This is a genomic window from Pseudomonas sp. ANT_H12B (assembly GCF_008369325.1).
GTDB lineage: Bacteria > Pseudomonadota > Gammaproteobacteria > Pseudomonadales > Pseudomonadaceae > Aquipseudomonas.
On the sequence record NZ_VOBI01000020.1, the window covers coordinates 96,874 to 116,352 of the forward strand.

The window sequence follows — 19,479 nt, forward strand, 5'->3', positions numbered from 1 at the left end:
TCGCCATCGCCAGCGATCAGGCAATAAGGGCGGAACTGGGCCAGCACCTGGCGCGTTTATGGCGCTACGGCCTGCTGTTGTCCCGGCAACGGCATGTCGCCGAAGACCTGGTCCAGGCGACCTGCGTGCGAGCGCTCGAGCGTGCCGGACAGTATGAGCCTGGCAGCCGCATGGACCGCTGGCTGTTGAGCATTCTGCATTCGATCTGGCTCAACGAAGTCCGCTCGCGTCGGGTGCGTCATGGCCAAGGGCTGGTGGACGCCGACAACGCCTTGTCGTTCGACGGTGAACACGCGGCGCAAACCCATGTATTCGCGGCTCAGGTGATCAGGCGCGTTGATGCGCTGCCCGAAGCCCAGCGAGAAACGGTGTTTCTCGCCTACGTCGAGGGCTTGTCCTATCGCGAAGTCGCCGAGGTGCTGCAAGTGCCCATCGGCACGGTCATGAGCCGCCTGGCCGCTGCACGCGCGAAACTGGCCGAGTATCCGCCATTGCACACCGTGCCGAACCCTTCAACTGGAGAACGTCGATGAACGACCGGGCACGACCGACGATACCTTCGGATGAACAACTGGTGGCCTACCTCGACGACCAGCTCGACAGCGAGCAGCGTGCACGCATCGATACGGCGATCGGTGATGACCCGACGCTCAACCTGCGCCTGCAATGGCTGGCCCGCAGCAGCCTGCCATTCAAGGAGGCCTACGATGAGTTAGGTCGGCAGGCGCCCATGGATCGCTTGCAGTCCATGCTCGACACCTTGCCTGCGCCGGAACGCCCGGCCATGAATCGGCGTTGGTTCCTCGCGGCCGCGGCCGGGTTGGTGGTGAGTGGTGTCGTGGCGGACCGGTTGTTCCTCGGGTGGCAATTGAGCCAGAAAAAGAGCAACTGGCGAGGGCTGGTGGCGGACTATATGTCGCTCTACGTGCCACAAACGCTAGAACACCTGCCCACCGACGAGGCGGTACAACGCGCCCAATTACGCATCATCGACGAGCGCCTGGGCCTGAATCTCGTGCCCACGAAACTCGCCCTGCCACGCCCCGAATTCAAGCGCGCGCAAATCCTCGAATACGACGGCGTGCCCATTGCCCAGATTACCTATCTGGACCCGGCGCATGGTCCCATGGCGCTGTGCGTCACACGCTCCAACAGCGGCAGCCGGCATTTTGCTCACGAGCGTCGGCGTGGCATGAATGTCGTTTATTGGGCCGACATGGAACACGCCTGGATGCTGATCGGGCATAACCCGGCGTCGGAACTGGAAGACATGGCGAAGTTGTTGCGAAGCCGGCTTAGCGCGTAGCAGCTGTCGAGGCTGCGAGGCTGCGTTGATCGTACCCACGCAGAGCGTGGAAACGATCAGTTACTCCGCAGCGGCTACAAAGAAAACGTCAGGCTGAAGTCGGCAACCAAAGTCTGAACCGCGCCCCGCCCAGCGGTGAATCTTGCGCAGTCAGCGTACCGCCCTGAGCTTCCAGCGCCCGTCGACTGATTGCCAGCCCTAATCCAAAACCACCGGTTGCCCGATCCCGACTGCGATCCAGTCGGTAGAACGGTTCAAAAATCCGCTCCCGCTCATCATCCGGAATACCGATCCCATCGTCGTCCACCCAAATCTCACAACCCTTGGCACACACCCGCACACCAATCTGAATGCGTTTTTCGCAGTAACGCATGGCATTGCGCAACAGGTTCTGCAGTGCGCGGGCGGTCAGGCGCGGGTCGAGGCTGAAGCGTTCGAGCTGACCGTGGAGCAGCACGTCGATAACGATCTCCGGGGATTCCAGCTCTTCGTCGACACTGCCCAGAATGCTGTCAATGAACTCATCCAGCGACACTTCAACCTGTTCCGACAATCGCGCCGGGTTTTGCAAACGGCTGTAAGACAGCAGTTCCAGCACCAGCTCATCGAGTTCGCGAATATGCGCGACCAGGCCTTGCAGACGCTCACGACTGGCGGCGGGCAAATCGTCGGACAGCGCCAGCGCCAGGCCGAAATCCAGTCGTGTCAGCGGAGTGCGCAGTTCGTGGGAGACGGCATTGAGCAGATCGCGCTGCTGATTGAGCAGGTTCTCGATATCGCCCGCCATGGTGTCAAAAACATTGGCCAGACTGCCGATGTTGGAGCTTGGGGCAATCTGCGTGCGCTCGCTCAAATGCCCCTTGCCGAAACGCTCAGCGGTACCTTTGAGGCGTTCCAGGTCGCGCCAATGAGGACGCAGCCACAGCAGCAGACAAGCGAGCATGGTCGCACCGATCAGAACGTTGATGCTCCAGTACAACAAGCTGACGTCAATCGGGTCGGGCGGCACGATCATTTGCACCACGGTTTGCGAGTTCAGCGGCGACACCGCCAGCGTGCGCCAGGCCCAGTCGCCAATGCGCACGACGTTCTCGCCACGCTGCAACCGTTCGCGCTCATCGGCGGTGAAATCGGCATCATCGTGACCGCTCAGCACGATGTGCAGCGGCTCGAATTCCTTGTCCATTTCAGCAGCCAAGGCCGGCCATTGTTCCTGAGGCACGGCGTGAAACTGCTTGACGATGAGGGTTTGCAGCCCTCGTGAATAATCGAGGTTGTAGGTGACAAAGCGCTCATGGAAGACCTTGATCACCAGGTCCGGTACCAGGTAGATCGCCGCGCTGAACGAGACGATAGTCACCAGATAGAGGCGAAACAGGATTCTGAACATCGTTTCAGCATTCCCATTCGGAACGGCTGAACAGGTAACCCTTGCCCCATACCGTCTTGATCTTGCGTGCCTCGCCAGCATGGTCGTCGAATTTGCGCCGCAACTTGGAAATCGCCACGTCCACCGAGCGGTCGGTGCCGTTGAATTCAATGCCGCGCAGGCGTTGCAAAATCTGGTCACGGCTCAGGACTTCACCGGCATGCCGGGCCAGTACCACCAGCAGGTTGTATTCGCCGCTGGACAATTCCACCAATTGCTCGCGCCAGGTCACGGTGCGCTCGGACAGGTCGATGCACAAGTTGCCCATCAGAATGCGGTCATTGGCCGTCTGCGGTTCAGTGAGGCTGCTGCGCCGCAGCAAGGTCCGCACCCGGGCCAGCAACACCCGCGGTTCGCAGGGTTTGGTGACGTAGTCGTCGGCACCCATTTCCAGGCCCAGCACCTGATCGTGGCTGTCGTCACGAGCAGTGAGCATCAGGATCGGCAACGTGGCCGAATCCGCGCGCAGCAAGCGGCAGACTTGCAGGCCGTCGAGCCCCGGCAGCATCAGGTCGAGGATCACCAGGTCCGGCGAATTGACTCGCGCACGCTCGCGCACTTGGTCGCCACGGCTGATCACGCTGACGGAGTAACCGTTGCGTTCCAGGTAGCTGGCAATCAGTTCGGAGAGCGCGGTGTCGTCTTCGACCAGGAGGATGTTGGGCATGGGGTGTTCCAGAAAGTGCAGTGGCGCCTGATTGACCGCCTTCGCGAGCAGGCTCGCTCCCACAGGGACTGCATTTCAACTGTGAGAGCGGGCTTGCCCGCGATGACGGTAGAACCGTCGCAAAAAGTTTCAAGCTGCAAAGGATATACGCCCGCAGGCGCACCTGAGTAAAACCCTTACACAATTTCACACAGCGCCTACAAAGCTTCACCGCTACCCTCGTCGCCTCCCCGTAGCATGCTGGGGGTCATTATTGGGGTATTACATGTCGAAGAACCTTCTTGCCAGGCTCAGTCTGCTTGCGCTGGCGTTGACGCTGAGCGCTTGTGACAAGGCCTCCATCGCCGAGGAACAGGCGCCACTGGCCACGGTGCGAATCGAAACCATCGAAGCCCGGCCCCTGTCGATCTCCAGCGAATTGAGCGGGCGAATTGCCGCGCCACGCATCGCCGAAGTCCGCGCCCGAGTGGCCGGCGTCGTGTTGCAACGAGCGTTCCGCGAAGGCAGCGACGTAAAAAAAGGCGATGTCTTGTTCCGTATCGACCCGGCGCCGTTCAAGGCTGACCTGGACAGCGCTCAAGCGTCGTTGCGCAAGGCCGAGGCCAACGCCTTTCAGGCAAAACTGCAAGAGCAACGTTACGCCCAGTTGATCGAAGGCAACGCCATCAGCGGCCAGGACTACGACAACGCCCGGGCCAATGCCCGGCAAACCGCTGCCGACGTCGCCGCCAACAAGGCCGCCGTGGAGCGGGCGAAACTGAACCTGGGATACGCCACCGTTACTGCACCGATCTCCGGGCGCATCGGCCGCGCGCTGGTCACCGAAGGCGCACTGGTCGGGCAGAACGAAACCACCCCGCTGGCGTTGATTCAACAGCTGAACCCGATTCACGCCGACCTCACCCAATCGACTCGTGAACTCAACGACCTGCGCCGGGCGTTCCGTTCCGGCCAGTTGCAGCAGGTTGGTCAGGACCAGGTCAAAGCCACGCTGATCCAGGACGACGGCAGCCTCTATCCGTTGCCGGGCAAGCTGCTGTTCGCCGACATCACCGTCGACCCGGGCACCGGCCAGATCATCCTGCGCAGCGAGTTCCCCAACCCGGACCTCGACTTGCTGCCCGGCAGCTTCGTTCGGGTGCGTCTGGAACAAGCGGTCAACCAGCAAGGCATCAGCGTGCCGCAACGGGCCATCCAGCGCGACAGCGCCGGTGTCGCCCAAGTGCTGCTGCTCGACGCCGAACAAAGGGTCGGCCAGCAACCGGTCGAACTGGGCGCCGTGCAGAACGATCGCTGGATCGTCACCGGGGGCCTCAAACCTGGCGACCGCATCGTCACCGAAGGCCTGCAACATGCGCGTCCCGGCGAGAAAGTGCAGATCGACAACACCCCTCTTCCACTCGCCCAGGTTTCTGGTCAGTAAGCAGGACGCTTTTTTATGCCGCAGTTCTTTATCGATCGCCCGGTGTTCGCCTGGGTGGTTGCCCTGTTCATCCTGTTGGCCGGCGCCTTGGCCATTCCACAGTTACCGGTGGCGCAATACCCCAACGTCGCGCCGCCGAAAGTCGAAATCTATGCCGTGTACCCGGGCGCTTCGGCGCAGACCGTGGACGAAAGCGTGGTCAGCCTGATCGAGGAAGAACTCAACGGCGCTGATCACCTACTGTATTTCGAATCCCAGAGCAGCCTCGGCAGCGCCACCATCACCGCGACGTTCCAGCCGGGCACTGACCCGGAAATGGCTCAGGTCGATGTGCAAAACCGCTTGAAAGTGGTCGAGTCGCGCCTGCCTCAAGCGGTGACGCAACAGGGTTTGCAGGTGGAGAAAGTCTCTGCCGGTTTCCTGTTGCTGATCACCCTGACTTCCAGCGACGGCAAGCTCGACGACGTGGCGCTCAGCGATTACCTGGCGCGCAACGTGATGAACGAGATCAAGCGCCTGGACGGCGTCGGCAAGGCGCAGCTGTACGGCGCCGAACGGGCCATGCGGATCTGGATCGACCCGCAGAAGCTGATCGGTTTCAACCTGACGCCGGCCGACGTCAACGCCGCCATCGTCGCGCAAAATGCCCAGGTCTCGGCCGGCAGCATCGGTGACCTGCCGACCCGCAACACCCAGGAAATTACCGCGACCATTCTGGTGAAGGGCCAACTGTCCACGCCTGAAGAGTTCGCCGACATCGTCCTGAAGGCTAATCCCGACGGTTCGACCGTGCGCATCGGCGATGTGGCGCGGGTTGAAATCGGCAGTCAGGAATATCAATTTTCTACCCGCCTGAACGGCAAACCGTCCACCGCCGTCAGCGTGCAGCTATCGCCTGGGGCCAACGCGCTGAGCACCGCAACGTTGGTGCGGGCAAAGATGGATGAGCTGGCGCGCTACTTCCCGGCCGGCGTGGAATACAAGATTCCGTACGACACCTCGCCCTTCGTCAAAGTCTCGATCACTAAAGTGGTCTACACCCTCGTTGAGGCAATGTTGCTGGTGTTTGCGGTGATGTACCTGTTCCTGCAAAACATCCGTTACACACTGATCCCGACGCTGGTGGTGCCGGTGGCGTTGATGGGCACGTTCGCAACGATGCTTGCACTGGGGTTTTCGATCAACGTGCTGACCATGTTCGGCATGGTGCTGGCCATCGGGATTCTGGTGGATGACGCCATTGTGGTCGTGGAGAACGTCGAGCGGATCATGGTCACCGAAGGCCTGTCGCCCAAGGAAGCAACCCGCAAGGCAATGAAACAGATCACCGGGGCAATCATCGGCATCACCCTGGTGCTGGTGGCGGTGTTTATTCCGATGGCATTCATGCAGGGTTCGGTCGGGGTGATTTACCGACAGTTCTCGTTGTCGATGGCCACCTCGATCCTGTTCTCGGCGTTCCTTGCCCTGACCTTGACCCCGGCGCTGTGCGCAACGTTGCTCAAGCCGATTGCCAAGGGCGAGCATCACGAAAAGCGCGGATTCTTTGGCTGGTTCAACCGACGTTTCGAACAACTGACCGTGCGGTATCAGGGCTGGGTCGCGTATGCACTGAAACGCAGCGGTCGCTACCTGTTGATCTATGGCGTGCTGCTGATCGGCCTGGGCGTGTGCTTCAGTCGCCTGCCCTCCTCGTTTGTGCCGGTGGAGGATCAGGGTTACACCATCACCGACATTCAACTGCCACCCGGCGCGAGCAAGAACCGCACGGTGCAGGTGGTCGAGCAGATCGAAGCGCACAACGCCACTGAACCGGGCGTTGGCGACAGCACGGTGATTCTCGGTTTCAGCTTCTCCGGCAGCGGCCAGAATGCGGCGCTGGCGTTTACCACGTTGAAGGATTGGTCGGATCGCGGTAGCGACGATTCGGCGAGCTCCATTGCCGACCGCGCCAACATCGCGTTGAGCCAGATCAAGGATGCCGTAGCGTTTGCGGTCCTTCCGCCGCCAGTGGACGGTCTCGGTACTTCCAGCGGTTTCGAGTTTCGCTTGCAGGATCGCGGCGGCCTCGGCCATGCCACGCTGATGCAGGCACGCAGCGAATTGCTAGCCGCCGCCGAGAACAGCCCGATCCTGATGAACGTGCGCGAAAGCGCGCTGGCTGAAGCGCCGCAGGTGCAACTGGAAGTCGACCGCAAACAGGCCAACGCGCTCGGCGTTTCCTTTGCCGACATCGGCAACGTGCTGTCCACTGCCGTCGGTTCGGCCTACATCAACGACTTCCCCAATCAGGGGCGGATGCAGCGAGTGGTGGTCCAGGCCGAAGGCGACCAGCGCAGTCAGGTCGCCGACCTGCTGAAAATTCACGTGCGCAACAACACCGGGAAAATGGTGCCGTTGTCGGCCTTCGTCCAGGCCAAATGGACCCAGGGCCCGGCGCAGTTGACCCGTTACAACGGCTACCCGGCCATCAGCATTTCCGGCGAACCGAAGCCCGGCCACAGCACTGGCGAAGCCATGGCAGAAATCGAACGCCTGGTAGCGCAAGGGCCGGCAGGACTGGGCCAGGAATGGACCGGTTTGTCTTTGCAGGAACGGTTGTCCGGCAGTCAGGCGCCGATCCTGCTCGGCTTGTCGCTGTTGATCGTGTTCCTGTGTCTGGCGGCGCTTTACGAGAGTTGGTCGATTCCGACCTCGGTGCTGCTGGTGGTGCCGCTCGGTGTACTCGGTGCGGTACTGGCCGTGACCTTGCGCGGGATGCCCAACGACGTGTTCTTCAAGGTCGGGCTGATTACCATCATCGGGCTGTCGGCGAAGAACGCGATTCTGATCATCGAGTTTGCCAAGAGCCTGTACGACGAAGGTCACGACCTGATCGACGCCACGCTGCAAGCCGCACGCCTGCGTCTGCGGCCAATCGTCATGACATCCCTGGCGTTCATCCTCGGCGTGGTCCCGCTGGCGATTGCCACCGGGGCCAGCTCGGCGAGCCAGCAAGCCATTGGCACCGGGGTGATTGGCGGGATGATCACCGCGACATTGGCCGTGGTGTTTGTGCCGGTGTTCTTTGTGGTGGTGATGAAGCTGGTGCGCAAGCGGCATAAGGGTATCTAACCAACAACACCGATAACCTGTGGGAGCGAGCGTGCTCGCGAAAGTGGTGTAACAGTCAACATGGATGTTGAATGTGATGACCTCTTCGCGAGCAGGCTCGCTCCCACAAAGGTTGGCGCCGGCTTCAAGGTAATGGTCACAACTGACCACGCTGGGCTAAGGTGTTTGCAATACCCTGCCCCATCGAGCCTCCATGCCCTTCCTCGCCCGCACTCATCCGCGCCTGTCCGCCGCCGCCACGCTCGGCGTCACCGTGGGCATTCTGGCGCCGGCCGACTCGATCATCAGCAAAATCCTCATCGGCTGGAATACCGGCGTCTGGACTTACCTGGCCCTGATGTTTTGGCTCACCGTGCGGGCCAAAGCCCCGGACGTGAAGCGCATCGCCGAGGTCGAAGATGAAAACGCCGGGCTGGTGCTGTTCGTAGTGTGCATCGCAGCCATTGCCAGCCTGGCGACCATCACCTTCGAACTCGCCGGCAGCAAAGATCTGGAAACGGCCCGCAAGCTGCTGCATTACGGTTTCACCGCGCTGACAGTGATCGGTTCATGGCTGTTGATCGGGGTGATTTTCAGCGTGCACTACGCCAGGTTGTATTACACCTGGAACGGCAAGGAGCCGGCGTTGCGTTTTGCCGAGGGGCTGACAACCCCTAATTATTGGGACTTTCTGTACTTCTCTTTCACCATCGGTGTGGCGGTACAGACGTCCGATGTCGGCGTGGCGACTCGAGACTTGCGCAAGATTGTGCTGGCGCAGTCGTTGATCGGGTTTCTGTTTAATACGGCGATTTTGGGGTTCTCGATCAATATCGCTGCGGGACTTTTCAATTGAAGATTCTTGTTTGATGTGGCGAGCAGCATGCCGAATTTAATGAAAATCAGGCGAGTGCTACGGGTGGCGCTCTGAAGGCGGTGAGCGACTTCTACAGAGCGTTTCAGGCCAGCTGCAGAATTGCCGTTTAGTGCTTGTTTAACAACGCTCAGTGTTACCTCCTGAAAGCTACAAGACCTTGCGCCGTTGCCTACGGTTACGCCAGAATCCGCCGGCTTGTGCGCCTTGGAGCCCATCGGTAACTTGAGTCCTGTCACTGCCCATCAGTGATCGGGTTTAGCAGCCCGTTGTGACGAAGCGCATCTGCATCCAGACAGTCAGGTCATTTCATGCCTGCACTTTATGGTAGCTGTGCGCAGGGCGCCCTTGGGCGCGCCGGATTCGTCTCCACCGGTCTGCTAACCTGCGCACAGCTGCCACCCTCGTTTAGCAGCGATTCGGTGACGGCTCCATATTGTTGGAGACTTACATATGTTCAAGGTCACACCCAATCCGCCGGACCCCGATCCGGTCTCCCCGTACGAATTCGATTCAAACAAACTCAACGAAGCCGCCGAGCGCGCCCTCGACTTTCACTTCCCGTCAATTACCGACATCAAAGCCACCCCGCGAACACCCAACTCACTGTTTACCGTAGACCCCGCAGCCACAACCGAAACCCTGGTGGTTTATCTGGTCGAGACGCTGGCCTCGGTCGATGTGATGGTCCATCACTTGGTAGATCTTTTAGACGGTGGCTCGCGCAATGCCCTGCTGGGCATTTCCAACAGCATCATGCTGGCGGAGCTCACGGCGAACAGGGTGCTGGATCAAATCGACCCGCCTGAATAAGTGCGGTCGTCTGTGGTGAGCGAGCTTGCCTGCGTCGGACTTTGAGGCGGTCCCTCACCACAGATTTCTCGACGGCGGTTTTCGGTCAATGTTGCGGCGTTTTTTTGGCTGACGTGGTCCGGCGCGATATCTGTAAAAACTGGCGACACCTGTCAACTCTGACAGTTACGCCGTTTTTTCTACGCCCTTAAGCTGGAAATCCCGCCGGGCATTCAGACCGGTGAACCTATGGTCACGGACCAGGGAGCGCAGCAATGAACGGCAACAAACTCAATCAAACCACCGGATCCATGTCCGCGACGATTAGCACCCCCGACGAATCATTCGTTGGCGGGAGCGACTTCGCCATTGAAAAGGGTTCTGAGAAGTTTTATCTAAGGGCCCGTATGGATCTGCCCGATGGCGGATGGAGATATCTGTCATTTCAGCTACCGCTGAGCATTGCCAGTAACGGATCGAATAATGACTTGTCGTTGGTGATGAATCCGAGTTCGGACACTGAAGCCAGGGCGAACTATGACTTGTTTTCAGAAGCAGACGGAGTTCAGCTGGGATCGCGATCCGGCAAGCTCCAAATAACTTACGACTGGAAAACAGCACGAATGGTAGGGAGTTTTAATTTCACCTCAAAAACCGGCGATACAGTGGTTGAAGTGACTGCCGGTAAATTCGATCTGACAGGTATCTCCGACGAAGTAAGTCTGAACGAACAAACCACCGGGACTGGGGATTTCCGTGCGGAAATCAGTGACTCTAAGACAACCTTCATCGCCGATTCAGTTGGTTTTGAGTTCATAGAGCCACCCCTTGAACCAGGAAAAAGCTACTGGATAATTGTCGGCGGAAAGAGAACCGATCTCCCTCCTACGAGCTCACATATCGCCGTATTTCTTAGGAAAGACGTTGACGTCGGCACGTACGATTTGAAAAGCAACACACAAGTCTGGGTCAGTTATTTCAGGCCAGATGAGGGTGGGTTCTTTTTAGCGAATGCGGGCAAGGTCAAAATTGAAAAGCTGCCAAAGACAGGGAATGCCAAAGGCAGTCTGTTTGCATCCTTTCAGATAAATGAAAACGTTGTTACGGTAGATGGCAATTTTGATATCAACGACGAAGTCGCTAAAGCCTGACAGTTCCCATACCAAAAACCGTCAACCGACAGGGCTGACGGTTTATCTTTCCCCGCACAAACCTTCTAGACACCCTCCCCCCGCCCCACGCTAACCTGTACACCTGACCTCAACCTGTTCAAGCCGTCATGACCACCCACAACTGGATCGACCTGGCCCAGGACGCCGACACCGGCATCGAGACCCTGCGCGCGCATTTCGAGGGCCATGCCTACGACCCGCACTGGCATGACAGCTACCTGGTGGGCGTCACCGAGCAAGGGGTTCAGCAGTTCAACTGCCGGCGAGCGAAGCACCAAAGCACGCCGGGCAACGTGTTTTTGCTTGAGCCGGGCGACATCCACGACGGTGATGCGCCGACCGAAGACGGTTTCACCTACCGCATGCTGTACCTCGACCCGCAGTGGTTGAAGCGCGAACTCGGTGCGGTTTTCGAAAACGCGCCCGACAACAGTCAATTGAGTTTCGCCAACACCCTGGCGACCAATTCGCGTCTGGCCCATGCCACCAGCCTGGCCTTTCAAACCCTGCACGGTGGCGAACTGAAAATAGTGCGTCAAACCGCCCTCGACGGCTTGCTCGAACGCCTGACCAGCCACCTGCACTGGCGCGCCCGCTATGGCGAAGACCCGCGCCTGCCCCTGGTGGCGCAGAAGGCTCGGGAGTACCTGCACGCCAACGCTCAATACGATATCGGCCTCGACCAACTGGCCGCCGCAACGGGCGTCGACCGCTTCCGCCTGACCCGCGCGTTCAAAGCCGCTTATGGCATGGCGCCCCACGCCTATCTGGTGCAGTTGCGCTTGGCGACTGCCCGGCGAATGTTGGCCCGTGGCGAACAGCCGGCGACGGTGGCGATGGCGCTGGGGTTTGCCGATCAAAGCCATCTGGGGCGCTGGTTTGTCCGGGCTTATGGGTTAACCCCGGCGCTGTACCGCAAGCGCTGCTCAAATCTTCCAGACGCAGGAAGCTGACTTTGTGAGGATCGGCTCCTACAAGTACCCAAGGAGCCCATCGTCATGTTGTCGACTTTTCCCACCCTGCTGCCGTTTTTGCTATTCGCCTTCGTTGCCTCCATCACGCCAGGGCCGACCAATATTCTGGTACTGAGTAACAGCGCCCGGTACGGCTTCAAGGCTGCGTTGCCAATCATCTTCGGCGCCTGTGCCAGTGCGGCGTTGATTGTGTTGCTGGTGGGCAGCGGCGTTGGCCAAACACTGGTGCACCTGCCGCTTGTGCAATCGCTGATGAAAGGCGCCGGCGTGATCTGGCTCAGCTACCTGGCCTGGCAGATTTTCCGGACACCGGCCACCCTCCCCAATGCTCATTCGGGTGAGCAATCCCCGCGAACATTCGGGCTAAGGGCTGCCGCGAGTCTGCAACTGATCAACCCCAAAACCTGGATGATGGCGTTGGCCGTGGTCAGTGTGTTTGCCGGAACCGGGGATGATCGCCAGGTTCGAGTCCTTGGTCTGTCTCTGGTGTTTTTTCTGGTATCGCTGCCGTGCCTGGGAATGTGGGCGGTACTGGGCGCAGGATCGGCCAAATGGGTTCGCTCAGCCAAAGCCTTGAAACATTTCAATCGGGCAATGGCCTTTTTGCTGCTGGGTTCAGCCTGGCTCAGTTTGCTGGTGTGATCTCGACTCAATCAGAAAGCAAAAAAATACCCCGACATTGTCGGGGTATTTTTATTGCTCACTTCTATGAAACAACGTTCATCAGAAGAAATAGCTCAGCCTCAAGCTACCGCTCCAGTCCTGACTGACGGTCGAGCCTTTGCTGCCACCCACTTGGCCGGAAACCTGCCAGTTGCGTTGCGCCGGCGTCCACTTCAAACCGGCGCCGTACTCGACTGAGCTGCTCGCGCGATCATCATCGAACGCATCGTCGTTGATCTTCACTTCATTGGTTTTTACAAACTCGTGATTAACCGCCGCCAGCAGGCTGGGCTCAAGCAAACTACCGTTTTCGAGGGTGATGACACGCCCGCCTCTGACCCCCACTTTGCCCTGCACCGAACGCATGGTGTCGCTTTTCACTTCCAGGCCATTGTCGAGATGGTACTCGTCACTTTGAGTGACGCCAGTCGATAGCTGCACTTGAGGCTCGACAAAGTAGTCGTCTTTCAAGCGAATATGCTTGCCCACCGCCACCGACCCGCTGACGCCCATGGCTTTGTAATCGCCCTTGGCACGCGAGCCATCACTCATGGTGACTTTGGCCTTGTTATCGAACTGGTTGATTTTGACCATGGCATTGACGAACACGCCGCTTTCAACATCGAAGGTGCTGCCATAGACACCGGCATTGAGGCTTTCAACGGTAGCCGTGGAGCCGTATTTGAGATCCATCCGGGTATGGCTCGACCCTACAAACCCGCCCAACACCCACGACCTGCCGCCCATATCCACCGTTGTGTCGGCACCGCCAGTGATACCCGTCTGGTTCTGGGTATAGCCATCGCCGTAGGCATTATCGACACTGTATTGGTTGCCGTAAGTGCGAACCCAGACACTGTTACTGAGGTTTTTCGCCGGGCTGTCGTCCATCGAGCGCATTGATGCTTCCGGCCGGATGCTCATGCTGCGATCACCCAGTTGATCGCTAAGCATGGACATTTCAGCATTCAACACACTGCGAGCGCTGCCGGCCAGGGCCAGTGCCGTATTGGTTGAGGTGCTGACCGTTTCTTTGTCCGGTTGCAGATACAACCCCTCTCCTTCCTTCGCCAGCCTGTAGACGAACGTGCCGGCGTCCATTGTTCCACGGTTCAAGGAAAATTGAGCATCACCGGAAACAACGTTACCGACCTTCACCGCCTCGGCAGTGACCGGGTTGTTGCCGGTCGCCGAGATCTGCAGCAGATGTTGACCACTCGCATGGCCGACATTCAGGAAATCGGTAGTACCGGTACCCATGTCGGTCCCCATGACAATGGTGCTTTTACCCGAGAGATAGGCTACATCAAGCCGAACGACCTGTTCGTTGGTGCCCATGCGGATAACGCCGTCATTGAGTGCCAGGTTCTTCACAGCGTTGTTGCCGGTCATCACCCATTCCGCCGAGTTTTTAATATCCAGAGTGTCGGCGTTGTTGATTAGACCTTTCACCACCGAGGCATGGTCCAGCGACACAGTGCCCGCCGTGTCAGTCTGTACATTACCGTCCACCCTGCTGCCGTTGTTCAACGACAGGTTTACATTTTCCACATCGCCTTCGATCACAGCCCCGTTGTCGAGGCTGACCATTGCTCCGGTACCCGCAACCGCTTGTACTTTGCCCCTCAAGATGCTGCGTGTATCGAGTCTTGTCCGGGTGACGTTCTGCAAATTGCCGTCAAGCGAAGCGCCATTTTGCATTAGCAACGCAACTGTACTGCCCTTATCGGCAACGACATCGCCGCTAAATGCACTTGCATCAACGGTAAGGTTGGCGGAGGAACCATTGGTTGCCTGCAACACCGTACCGTTGCCGCCAATCAATTCGCTGCCACCGAGGACATCGATATTCGCGACGGTTCCGGCACTGCCGGATGACCCCAACACGATGGCCGATCCTGTGCCACCTGTTACACGGGTGCTGTTCAGCGTGACCGTGCTGGCGTTGACACCGGTTAAATCAGTGTTGATTTGCAGGCCGTTCTTCTCTCCGGACAGAACGCTGCCGTTGGCCGAAAGCGTCGCCCCACCAAGCCTCACACCATAACTGTCCGAACCCGTGCCTCGGACGGTGGAATTCTCGACGTTTAATACGGCAAAACCCACCGCATCCGCGCCATTCAGGCCGATGATCGTGCTTCCTCCCTTGACCGTCGCGCTCGATGACGCCGGGGTAGTGGTATTGCGACCCAAGAGAAGACCGAAACTGTTTGTACTGATGATGGTGCTTCTGTCGATGATGGCGCTGCTGTCGATCAGTTGTATCGCACCCCTGCCAGCCGCGCTGTTTACAGTCGCACCAGAGAGGTTTACCACTGAAGTGTTGGCATCGATACGGGCGCTTTGACCGCCATTGAAAACGACGTTGGCATTTGATGACGAGATGGTCAGCGCCTGTGCGTTATCAATGGTTAGTGTGCCCCCTTGGGACACCACCCAGGCTTCCGGTGCGGGTGGGTTCGTGACGACTGCGCTCTCACCTGGATCTAGCGTTCGACTGAAGGCCTCGCTGGAGGATAGAAGTGCCGCAGCAATCACTGACTTCTGAAAAGTCACAGAGGGCGGAGATTTAAAACAAAAATGCATGGGGAATTCCTCAAACTGCGCAACTACTGACATTGCTTTTTGGCAGTATTGAAAGCTCCCACCAAAAAAACGTTCGACACCCTAATGAGAAAATCGAGACTTTTATGTAGGAAAAATCCTTGTCAAAAGAGAAATTATCCTCGCCGGCTGTAGCGTGCTTACCGTTCCCTTGCCGTTAACACGGGTAATCGCGAAAGAAACATCCGTGTCTCTCCCGCAATATCGATGAGCTAATACACCAACTAAGTAGCCGCAGCCGGAGCAGGTGTCAGATCGCAATAGTTAAAACTGTTGCTAATATTGTCTATCCGTTTGATTACTGGGTCAGACGATTGCTGTCCATTGATATCGGTCGTATACCAATATTTGCCGTACGCTATTGCTCCCCTGACAGGTTGTGCCAATTTGAAAATGGCAGGATTGGCCACTGGCGCGACATCAGGGACATCTGCGGCTTTGATCACATAATCTTGAGAGTCTTCAGTACCGGAAATCAGATCAGTCCCTGCCAGATCCCTGTAAGCTGCGAAACGTGCAGTAATCGTTTTGCCTGGGGGTAGAAGTGGGTCTTTCTGAATCTGCAAGCCTAGAACCATGCTACTGGTTGGACTGATCATGCCGTAACATTCAATGTAATCACGCAGGGCCGGATTGCGGATCCGGATTGTAGGTGGAGGTAAAGGTACTGCTGCACCAGCAACAGTCACCTGTTGGTCAGGGGATTTCATTACGTTTTTATCACTATCTGCCTTCTGAATGGTCCAGTGAGCATCTGCTATGCCAATGGGCAACCTGGATATGATATCTGCCGAAACAGGAACTTCAAATTCATCCGCACCCACAAATGGATTAAACTCACCTACAAGCTGACCATTAATGTAACACTTCGCTAACTCGGCCGAAGTAATAGGCGGCTGACCGATTGCAAGGGTAACTTTAAATTTGCCCGGACTGTTTCTGTCACCGGGCAGCAAGTCGTTAGGCGTACTCGAGGCACCCGTCACTACAGGCGACACCATATCTGGGTTAGTAAGATCTGGAAGATCTGGATTCGTGGGTCCCGCATAGTCGAATGCCAACGTGATGAGTTGAACCGGAGATTCAGCGTTTGGAATACCGGGTCGAACGATCTGATACCAGATATTGGCCATTTTAGGCTCATCGGCATCGTTAAATATTCTGGAGAGATCCGTGTATGTCAGGGCAAACGTTAAATTGGTATTGGCGACCCACGGTTGAGAGGTAAGATCTACAAAGTTAGTTGCGTCAGTGGCGTCTTCAATGGTGATGAAAATTTCATCGCCTGGCTCTGCGTTCGTGATGAAAGCGCTTTCAACGATCGCGGTTATCGCGCCGGCAAAATCGTCCAGATAAAGTGCCGTGGTATAGTTCGGATCGGTTTTCGGTACCAGAGGACCTTTTGTTGAAACTGGAGGTTGTGCCAATGCCAGTGTCAGTACGTCACTTGCGGCAGACTCCCGACTTTCATTACCAGGCAGATCTTTCCATTGATACTGAATTCTGACGCGGCCGTTTGGAAATGTGCGTAACACGGTGTTGGCGATAGTAAATGCGCCGCTAGCGGGTACCGGAGCGTTCCACGCCTCGACTCGCTGAACGCCAGAAATCAACCAGACGCGAAGATTGTCGTCAAGACGACGCAGCGGATAACCAACGTTCACGGTGAAATTCAGGTTGGCGTTAGCCGGATCCGCCGCCCAGGCTTCGGTAATTGTGCGTTGCGCATCCGAGGGTGGATTAACGAACGTGGGGGTTGGCGTTGGTACGACGAGCGTGACCACGGTATTCCCATCGTTATCTGACCTTTTTGAACCAAACGGTGCAGTCTTGTCGATAACAAACTCCAAGTCATTGGAGGGTTCATTAACACCGCCCGCCTGTTTGTAGAGCTCAAACATAGCTTCATAAATGGTGGGCGTTGCCGGTGTTGGAAGTTCTGGAAACAAACTTGCTGGCAACTGGATCGGTATAGTCCCAACCGGCCGGGCAGCAACCGGACCAAGTAGAATTTTTTGATCCCACAAATCCTGCGCCTGGCCTTTAACACCGAACTTCAGTTCCAGTTCATCCTCGTCAAACTCTTCTGCAGTGCGGGTAAAGTTAATCGTCACAAACCCGGTATCCAGCACGCTTTTGGCGATCAGACCGTCCGCAAGTGTGACTATATCAATAACAGCCAAGGGGTCCATATTCTTGACACCGTTGAATTCAGGTCTTGGCGTTCTTGGTACGAATTTTATAGCCATGTTTCCATCTCCTTGTGTATTCAGGCCAGAAGGGCCACTTTCGCCAGGTGTTACCCTGTCTATTTTCACCAAACCTTTTTGCGACTCGCCGACAAGTCGCCCACCTTTGAACAACTGCCAGTGTGCAATAGCTGAAGCATTATCAATAAGTGGTCTGACATTGGGGTCAAACGGAACAACAAACAGCCAATGTCCATTCATATGCTTCGGTTCCAGCGTTATCTCCCAGTCACCGGAAGTACCCGGCACTGGTGGCCCGCTTCCATTCAAACTTGAATACCCTTGCCAATATAATTTGGCTGTATCGCCATCTGCCGCAGGGCTGTTGGCTGTAGGTATCAAAACGGTTGCTCCCGAGGTCAACGGCGGTACTGTCTTGTTATTCAAGTAACCCCAAATCGTTGCATGGGGAAACGTAGGTTCATTCAGAACAAGAATAGGCGTGTGATCTATAGTCAGTTTTCTTTCAGGTGATGGATCCGAGATGCCCCCGCCTCCTTTCCAAACCTGATAAGACAAAAGCGCAACGCCGTCAGTTGCGAGGTGCGCTGCCGTCAAATTGAAATAGAGAAAAGGTGGTTGTGGTGGACTGTAGGATTCTGTGTAGAGCCTTGTAACAGTGCCACCTTGATACAGTTCGATCCAAAGTTCGTCCATAGGCTTCGGGTCGGGCCAGTAAGGAATAATGATTCGAGTACCATTAAGCAAAATGTTGCGCGGCACGTATCCGTCGAGGTCATTATCATCAATACCTTCCACCGATAACGGGCTCGCTAGAATCCCTATACTTCTATCAGCCGCCTTCCTCATCGTCATGATGTAGCCCGTTCACTTTAATTACGCGGAAGATTTGAGATGCTTCTGGGGAGATTAAGCGCTCAGACACTGCACTTGCCTACTGTCAGATATGACAGGTAAAGATACCGTTCGTCGGTTCTGAACGGGCTTTTGTCCATTCCCACATCAAATGCTTCTTGACGGAGATGTGTGGATTGATGTTCCATGAAACCGGTTTCAGGAATTTACGCAGCAGACTCCGACAATAAGAAAATCAACGCCATGAACGACTTCTCCACCGCCCAACGCAGCCGTGTAACCATGCTCGATGTCGCCGAACGCGCCGGCGTATCCAAGGCCAGCGTCTCACGCTTCATCGGCGATGACCGCGCCCTGCTCTCCGATGCCATTGCCCTGCGCATCGAGCAGTCAATTGCCGAACTCGGCTATCGCCCGAACCAGATGGCCCGTGGCCTGAAGCGTGGACGCACCCGCCTGATCGGCATGCTGGTGGCCGATATCCGTAACCCTTATTCGATTGCCGTGATGCACGGGGTGGAAACCGCCTGCCGGCAGCACGGCTACAGCCTGGTGGTGTGCAACACCGATCGCGATGACGAGCAAGAGCGTCAGCATTTGGCGTTGCTGCGCTCGTACAACATCGAAGGCTTGATCGTGAACACCCTTGGCCATCACCGCGATGAACTGCGTGAATTGCATCGGGAAATGCCGCTGGTGCTGGTGGATCGCAAGGTCGAGCAATTGGAGAGCGATCTGGTCGGGCTGGACAACCCTGCGGCGGTCGAAATGGCCCTCGCGCACCTTGAAGAGCGCGGCTATCGCGACGTGTTATTGGTCACCGAACCGTTTGACGGCACCAGTTCGCGGATCGAGCGGGTCAGCAGTTTCAAGGCGCAGATCGAGCAGCGGCCGACGCTGCAAGGGACCCTCGCCGAGACTGGTAGCGAGCTGACCGCACGTTTGAAAACCTTCCTCGACACGCCCTGCCCCGGCCCTAAAGCGCTGTTCTGCGCAAACGGGATTGCCGCGCTGGCCAGTACTCATTCGTTGCGTGAACTGCAGTGCAATCTGTTTGAGGACGTTGGGTTGATTGCTCTGGATGATCTGGATTGGTACCCGTTGGTGGGCAGCGGGATTACCGCCCTCGCCCAACCGACGACGGAAATCGGTGCGAGTGCGTTTGAGTGTTTGCTCAAGCGTTTGCGTGGTGATGACGGGCCGGTGCGGACGCTGGATTTTTCGGCGCGGTTGATTGTGCGGGGGTCGACCCTTGGACAGCGTTGACTGTGGGGGCCTCTTCGCGAGCAGGCTGAACTGGCCTAATAATTCCGGACACCTCTTAAGGGCGATATGATTTCGCCAATTTGGAGGTTCCATGAAAGAAAGAAGAGTCTTTTCCCGCGAGTTCAAACATCGTGCAGCCAGCATGGTGATT

At 57.2% G+C, this 19,479-nt stretch carries 14 protein-coding genes; 10 read left to right on the plus strand and 4 right to left on the minus strand.

Annotated features, from left to right (window positions below):
- The first annotated feature begins 35 nt into the window (after nt 1-35).
- Nucleotides 36-533, plus strand: coding sequence for a sigma-70 family RNA polymerase sigma factor (locus FQ185_RS25295; RefSeq protein ID WP_218575898.1), 498 nt, complete (start codon nt 36-38; stop codon nt 531-533).
- Nucleotides 530-1,306 (plus strand): anti-sigma factor, encoded by a 777-nt coding sequence (locus FQ185_RS25300; RefSeq protein ID WP_149419816.1) that lies wholly within the window; start codon nt 530-532, stop codon nt 1,304-1,306. Before FQ185_RS25295 ends, FQ185_RS25300 begins: the two co-directional genes overlap by 4 nt.
- Before the next feature lie 88 nt (nt 1,307-1,394).
- Here the strand turns inward: FQ185_RS25300 and FQ185_RS25305 are convergent, their stop codons facing one another.
- Together FQ185_RS25305 and FQ185_RS25310 are read right to left on the minus strand one after the other, a co-directional pair.
- Entirely contained in the window at nt 1,395-2,696 is a 1,302-nt protein-coding gene (locus tag FQ185_RS25305; RefSeq protein WP_149419817.1) for an ATP-binding protein, read from the minus strand.
- A gap of 4 nt (nt 2,697-2,700) precedes the next feature.
- Nucleotides 2,701-3,402, minus strand: coding sequence for a response regulator transcription factor (locus FQ185_RS25310; RefSeq protein WP_149419818.1), 702 nt, complete (start codon nt 3,400-3,402; stop codon nt 2,701-2,703).
- A 265-nt stretch (nt 3,403-3,667) separates the two neighbouring features.
- Between FQ185_RS25310 and FQ185_RS25315 the strand changes: the two genes are divergently transcribed.
- The 7 genes from FQ185_RS25315 to FQ185_RS25350 all read left to right on the plus strand — a co-directional run bounded on the left by FQ185_RS25315 (nt 3,668) and on the right by FQ185_RS25350 (nt 12,372).
- Nucleotides 3,668-4,825: an efflux RND transporter periplasmic adaptor subunit gene (locus tag FQ185_RS25315; RefSeq protein ID WP_149419819.1), complete on the plus strand. Its 1,158-nt coding sequence runs from the start codon at nt 3,668-3,670 to the stop codon at nt 4,823-4,825.
- Nucleotides 4,826-4,840: 15 nt separating this feature from the next.
- The gene (locus tag FQ185_RS25320) at nt 4,841-7,939 is read left to right on the plus strand and encodes an efflux RND transporter permease subunit (RefSeq protein WP_149419820.1); all 3,099 of its coding nucleotides are present in this window, start codon (nt 4,841-4,843) and stop codon (nt 7,937-7,939) included.
- Nucleotides 7,940-8,132: 193 nt separating this feature from the next.
- Nucleotides 8,133-8,774 carry a DUF1345 domain-containing protein gene (locus FQ185_RS25325; protein ID WP_149419821.1) on the plus strand — a complete coding sequence of 214 codons (642 nt, stop codon included), beginning with the start codon at nt 8,133-8,135 and terminating at the stop codon, nt 8,772-8,774.
- 471 nt (nt 8,775-9,245) lie between these two features.
- Nucleotides 9,246-9,605, plus strand: a complete 360-nt coding sequence (locus tag FQ185_RS25335; RefSeq protein WP_149419822.1) for a DUF6124 family protein — start codon at nt 9,246-9,248, stop codon at nt 9,603-9,605.
- A gap of 254 nt (nt 9,606-9,859) precedes the next feature.
- The gene (locus FQ185_RS25340; RefSeq protein ID WP_149419823.1) at nt 9,860-10,735 is read left to right on the plus strand and encodes a hypothetical protein; all 876 of its coding nucleotides are present in this window, start codon (nt 9,860-9,862) and stop codon (nt 10,733-10,735) included.
- Nucleotides 10,736-10,863: 128 nt separating this feature from the next.
- Complete coding sequence (locus FQ185_RS25345) at nt 10,864-11,709, plus strand: AraC family transcriptional regulator (protein WP_149419824.1); 846 nt, start codon at nt 10,864-10,866, stop codon at nt 11,707-11,709.
- A gap of 45 nt (nt 11,710-11,754) precedes the next feature.
- The gene (locus FQ185_RS25350) at nt 11,755-12,372 is read left to right on the plus strand and encodes a LysE family translocator (RefSeq protein ID WP_149419825.1); all 618 of its coding nucleotides are present in this window, start codon (nt 11,755-11,757) and stop codon (nt 12,370-12,372) included.
- 81 nt (nt 12,373-12,453) lie between these two features.
- Here FQ185_RS25350 and FQ185_RS25355 read toward each other — a convergent pair whose 3' ends face one another.
- Nucleotides 12,454-14,979, minus strand: coding sequence for an autotransporter outer membrane beta-barrel domain-containing protein (locus FQ185_RS25355; RefSeq protein WP_149419826.1), 2,526 nt, complete (start codon nt 14,977-14,979; stop codon nt 12,454-12,456).
- Between the two features lie 242 nt (nt 14,980-15,221).
- Nucleotides 15,222-18,005, minus strand: a complete 2,784-nt coding sequence (locus tag FQ185_RS25360; protein WP_149419827.1) for a hypothetical protein — start codon at nt 18,003-18,005, stop codon at nt 15,222-15,224.
- Nucleotides 18,006-18,305: 300 nt separating this feature from the next.
- Here FQ185_RS25360 and FQ185_RS25365 point away from each other — a divergent pair, with 300 nt between their 5' ends.
- Nucleotides 18,306-19,328, plus strand: a complete 1,023-nt coding sequence (locus FQ185_RS25365; RefSeq protein ID WP_149419829.1) for a LacI family DNA-binding transcriptional regulator — start codon at nt 18,306-18,308, stop codon at nt 19,326-19,328.
- Nucleotides 19,329-19,479: the final 151 nt, after the last annotated feature.

Excerpts from the sequence above, each read along its gene's own strand:
- FQ185_RS25300 (WP_149419816.1), top strand. The coding sequence starts at position 530 with ATGAACGACCGGGCACGACCGACGATACCTTCGGATGAACAACTGGTG.
- FQ185_RS25305 (WP_149419817.1), bottom strand. The coding sequence starts at position 2,696 with ATGTTCAGAATCCTGTTTCGCCTCTATCTGGTGACTATCGTCTCGTTC.
- FQ185_RS25310 (WP_149419818.1), bottom strand. The coding sequence starts at position 3,402 with ATGCCCAACATCCTCCTGGTCGAAGACGACACCGCGCTCTCCGAACTG.
- FQ185_RS25315 (WP_149419819.1), top strand. The coding sequence starts at position 3,668 with ATGTCGAAGAACCTTCTTGCCAGGCTCAGTCTGCTTGCGCTGGCGTTG.
- FQ185_RS25320 (WP_149419820.1), top strand. The coding sequence starts at position 4,841 with ATGCCGCAGTTCTTTATCGATCGCCCGGTGTTCGCCTGGGTGGTTGCC.
- FQ185_RS25325 (WP_149419821.1), top strand. The coding sequence starts at position 8,133 with ATGCCCTTCCTCGCCCGCACTCATCCGCGCCTGTCCGCCGCCGCCACG.
- FQ185_RS25335 (WP_149419822.1), top strand. The coding sequence starts at position 9,246 with ATGTTCAAGGTCACACCCAATCCGCCGGACCCCGATCCGGTCTCCCCG.
- FQ185_RS25340 (WP_149419823.1), top strand. The coding sequence starts at position 9,860 with ATGAACGGCAACAAACTCAATCAAACCACCGGATCCATGTCCGCGACG.
- FQ185_RS25345 (WP_149419824.1), top strand. The coding sequence starts at position 10,864 with ATGACCACCCACAACTGGATCGACCTGGCCCAGGACGCCGACACCGGC.
- FQ185_RS25350 (WP_149419825.1), top strand. The coding sequence starts at position 11,755 with ATGTTGTCGACTTTTCCCACCCTGCTGCCGTTTTTGCTATTCGCCTTC.
- FQ185_RS25355 (WP_149419826.1), bottom strand. The coding sequence starts at position 14,979 with ATGCATTTTTGTTTTAAATCTCCGCCCTCTGTGACTTTTCAGAAGTCA.
- FQ185_RS25365 (WP_149419829.1), top strand. The coding sequence starts at position 18,306 with ATGAACGACTTCTCCACCGCCCAACGCAGCCGTGTAACCATGCTCGAT.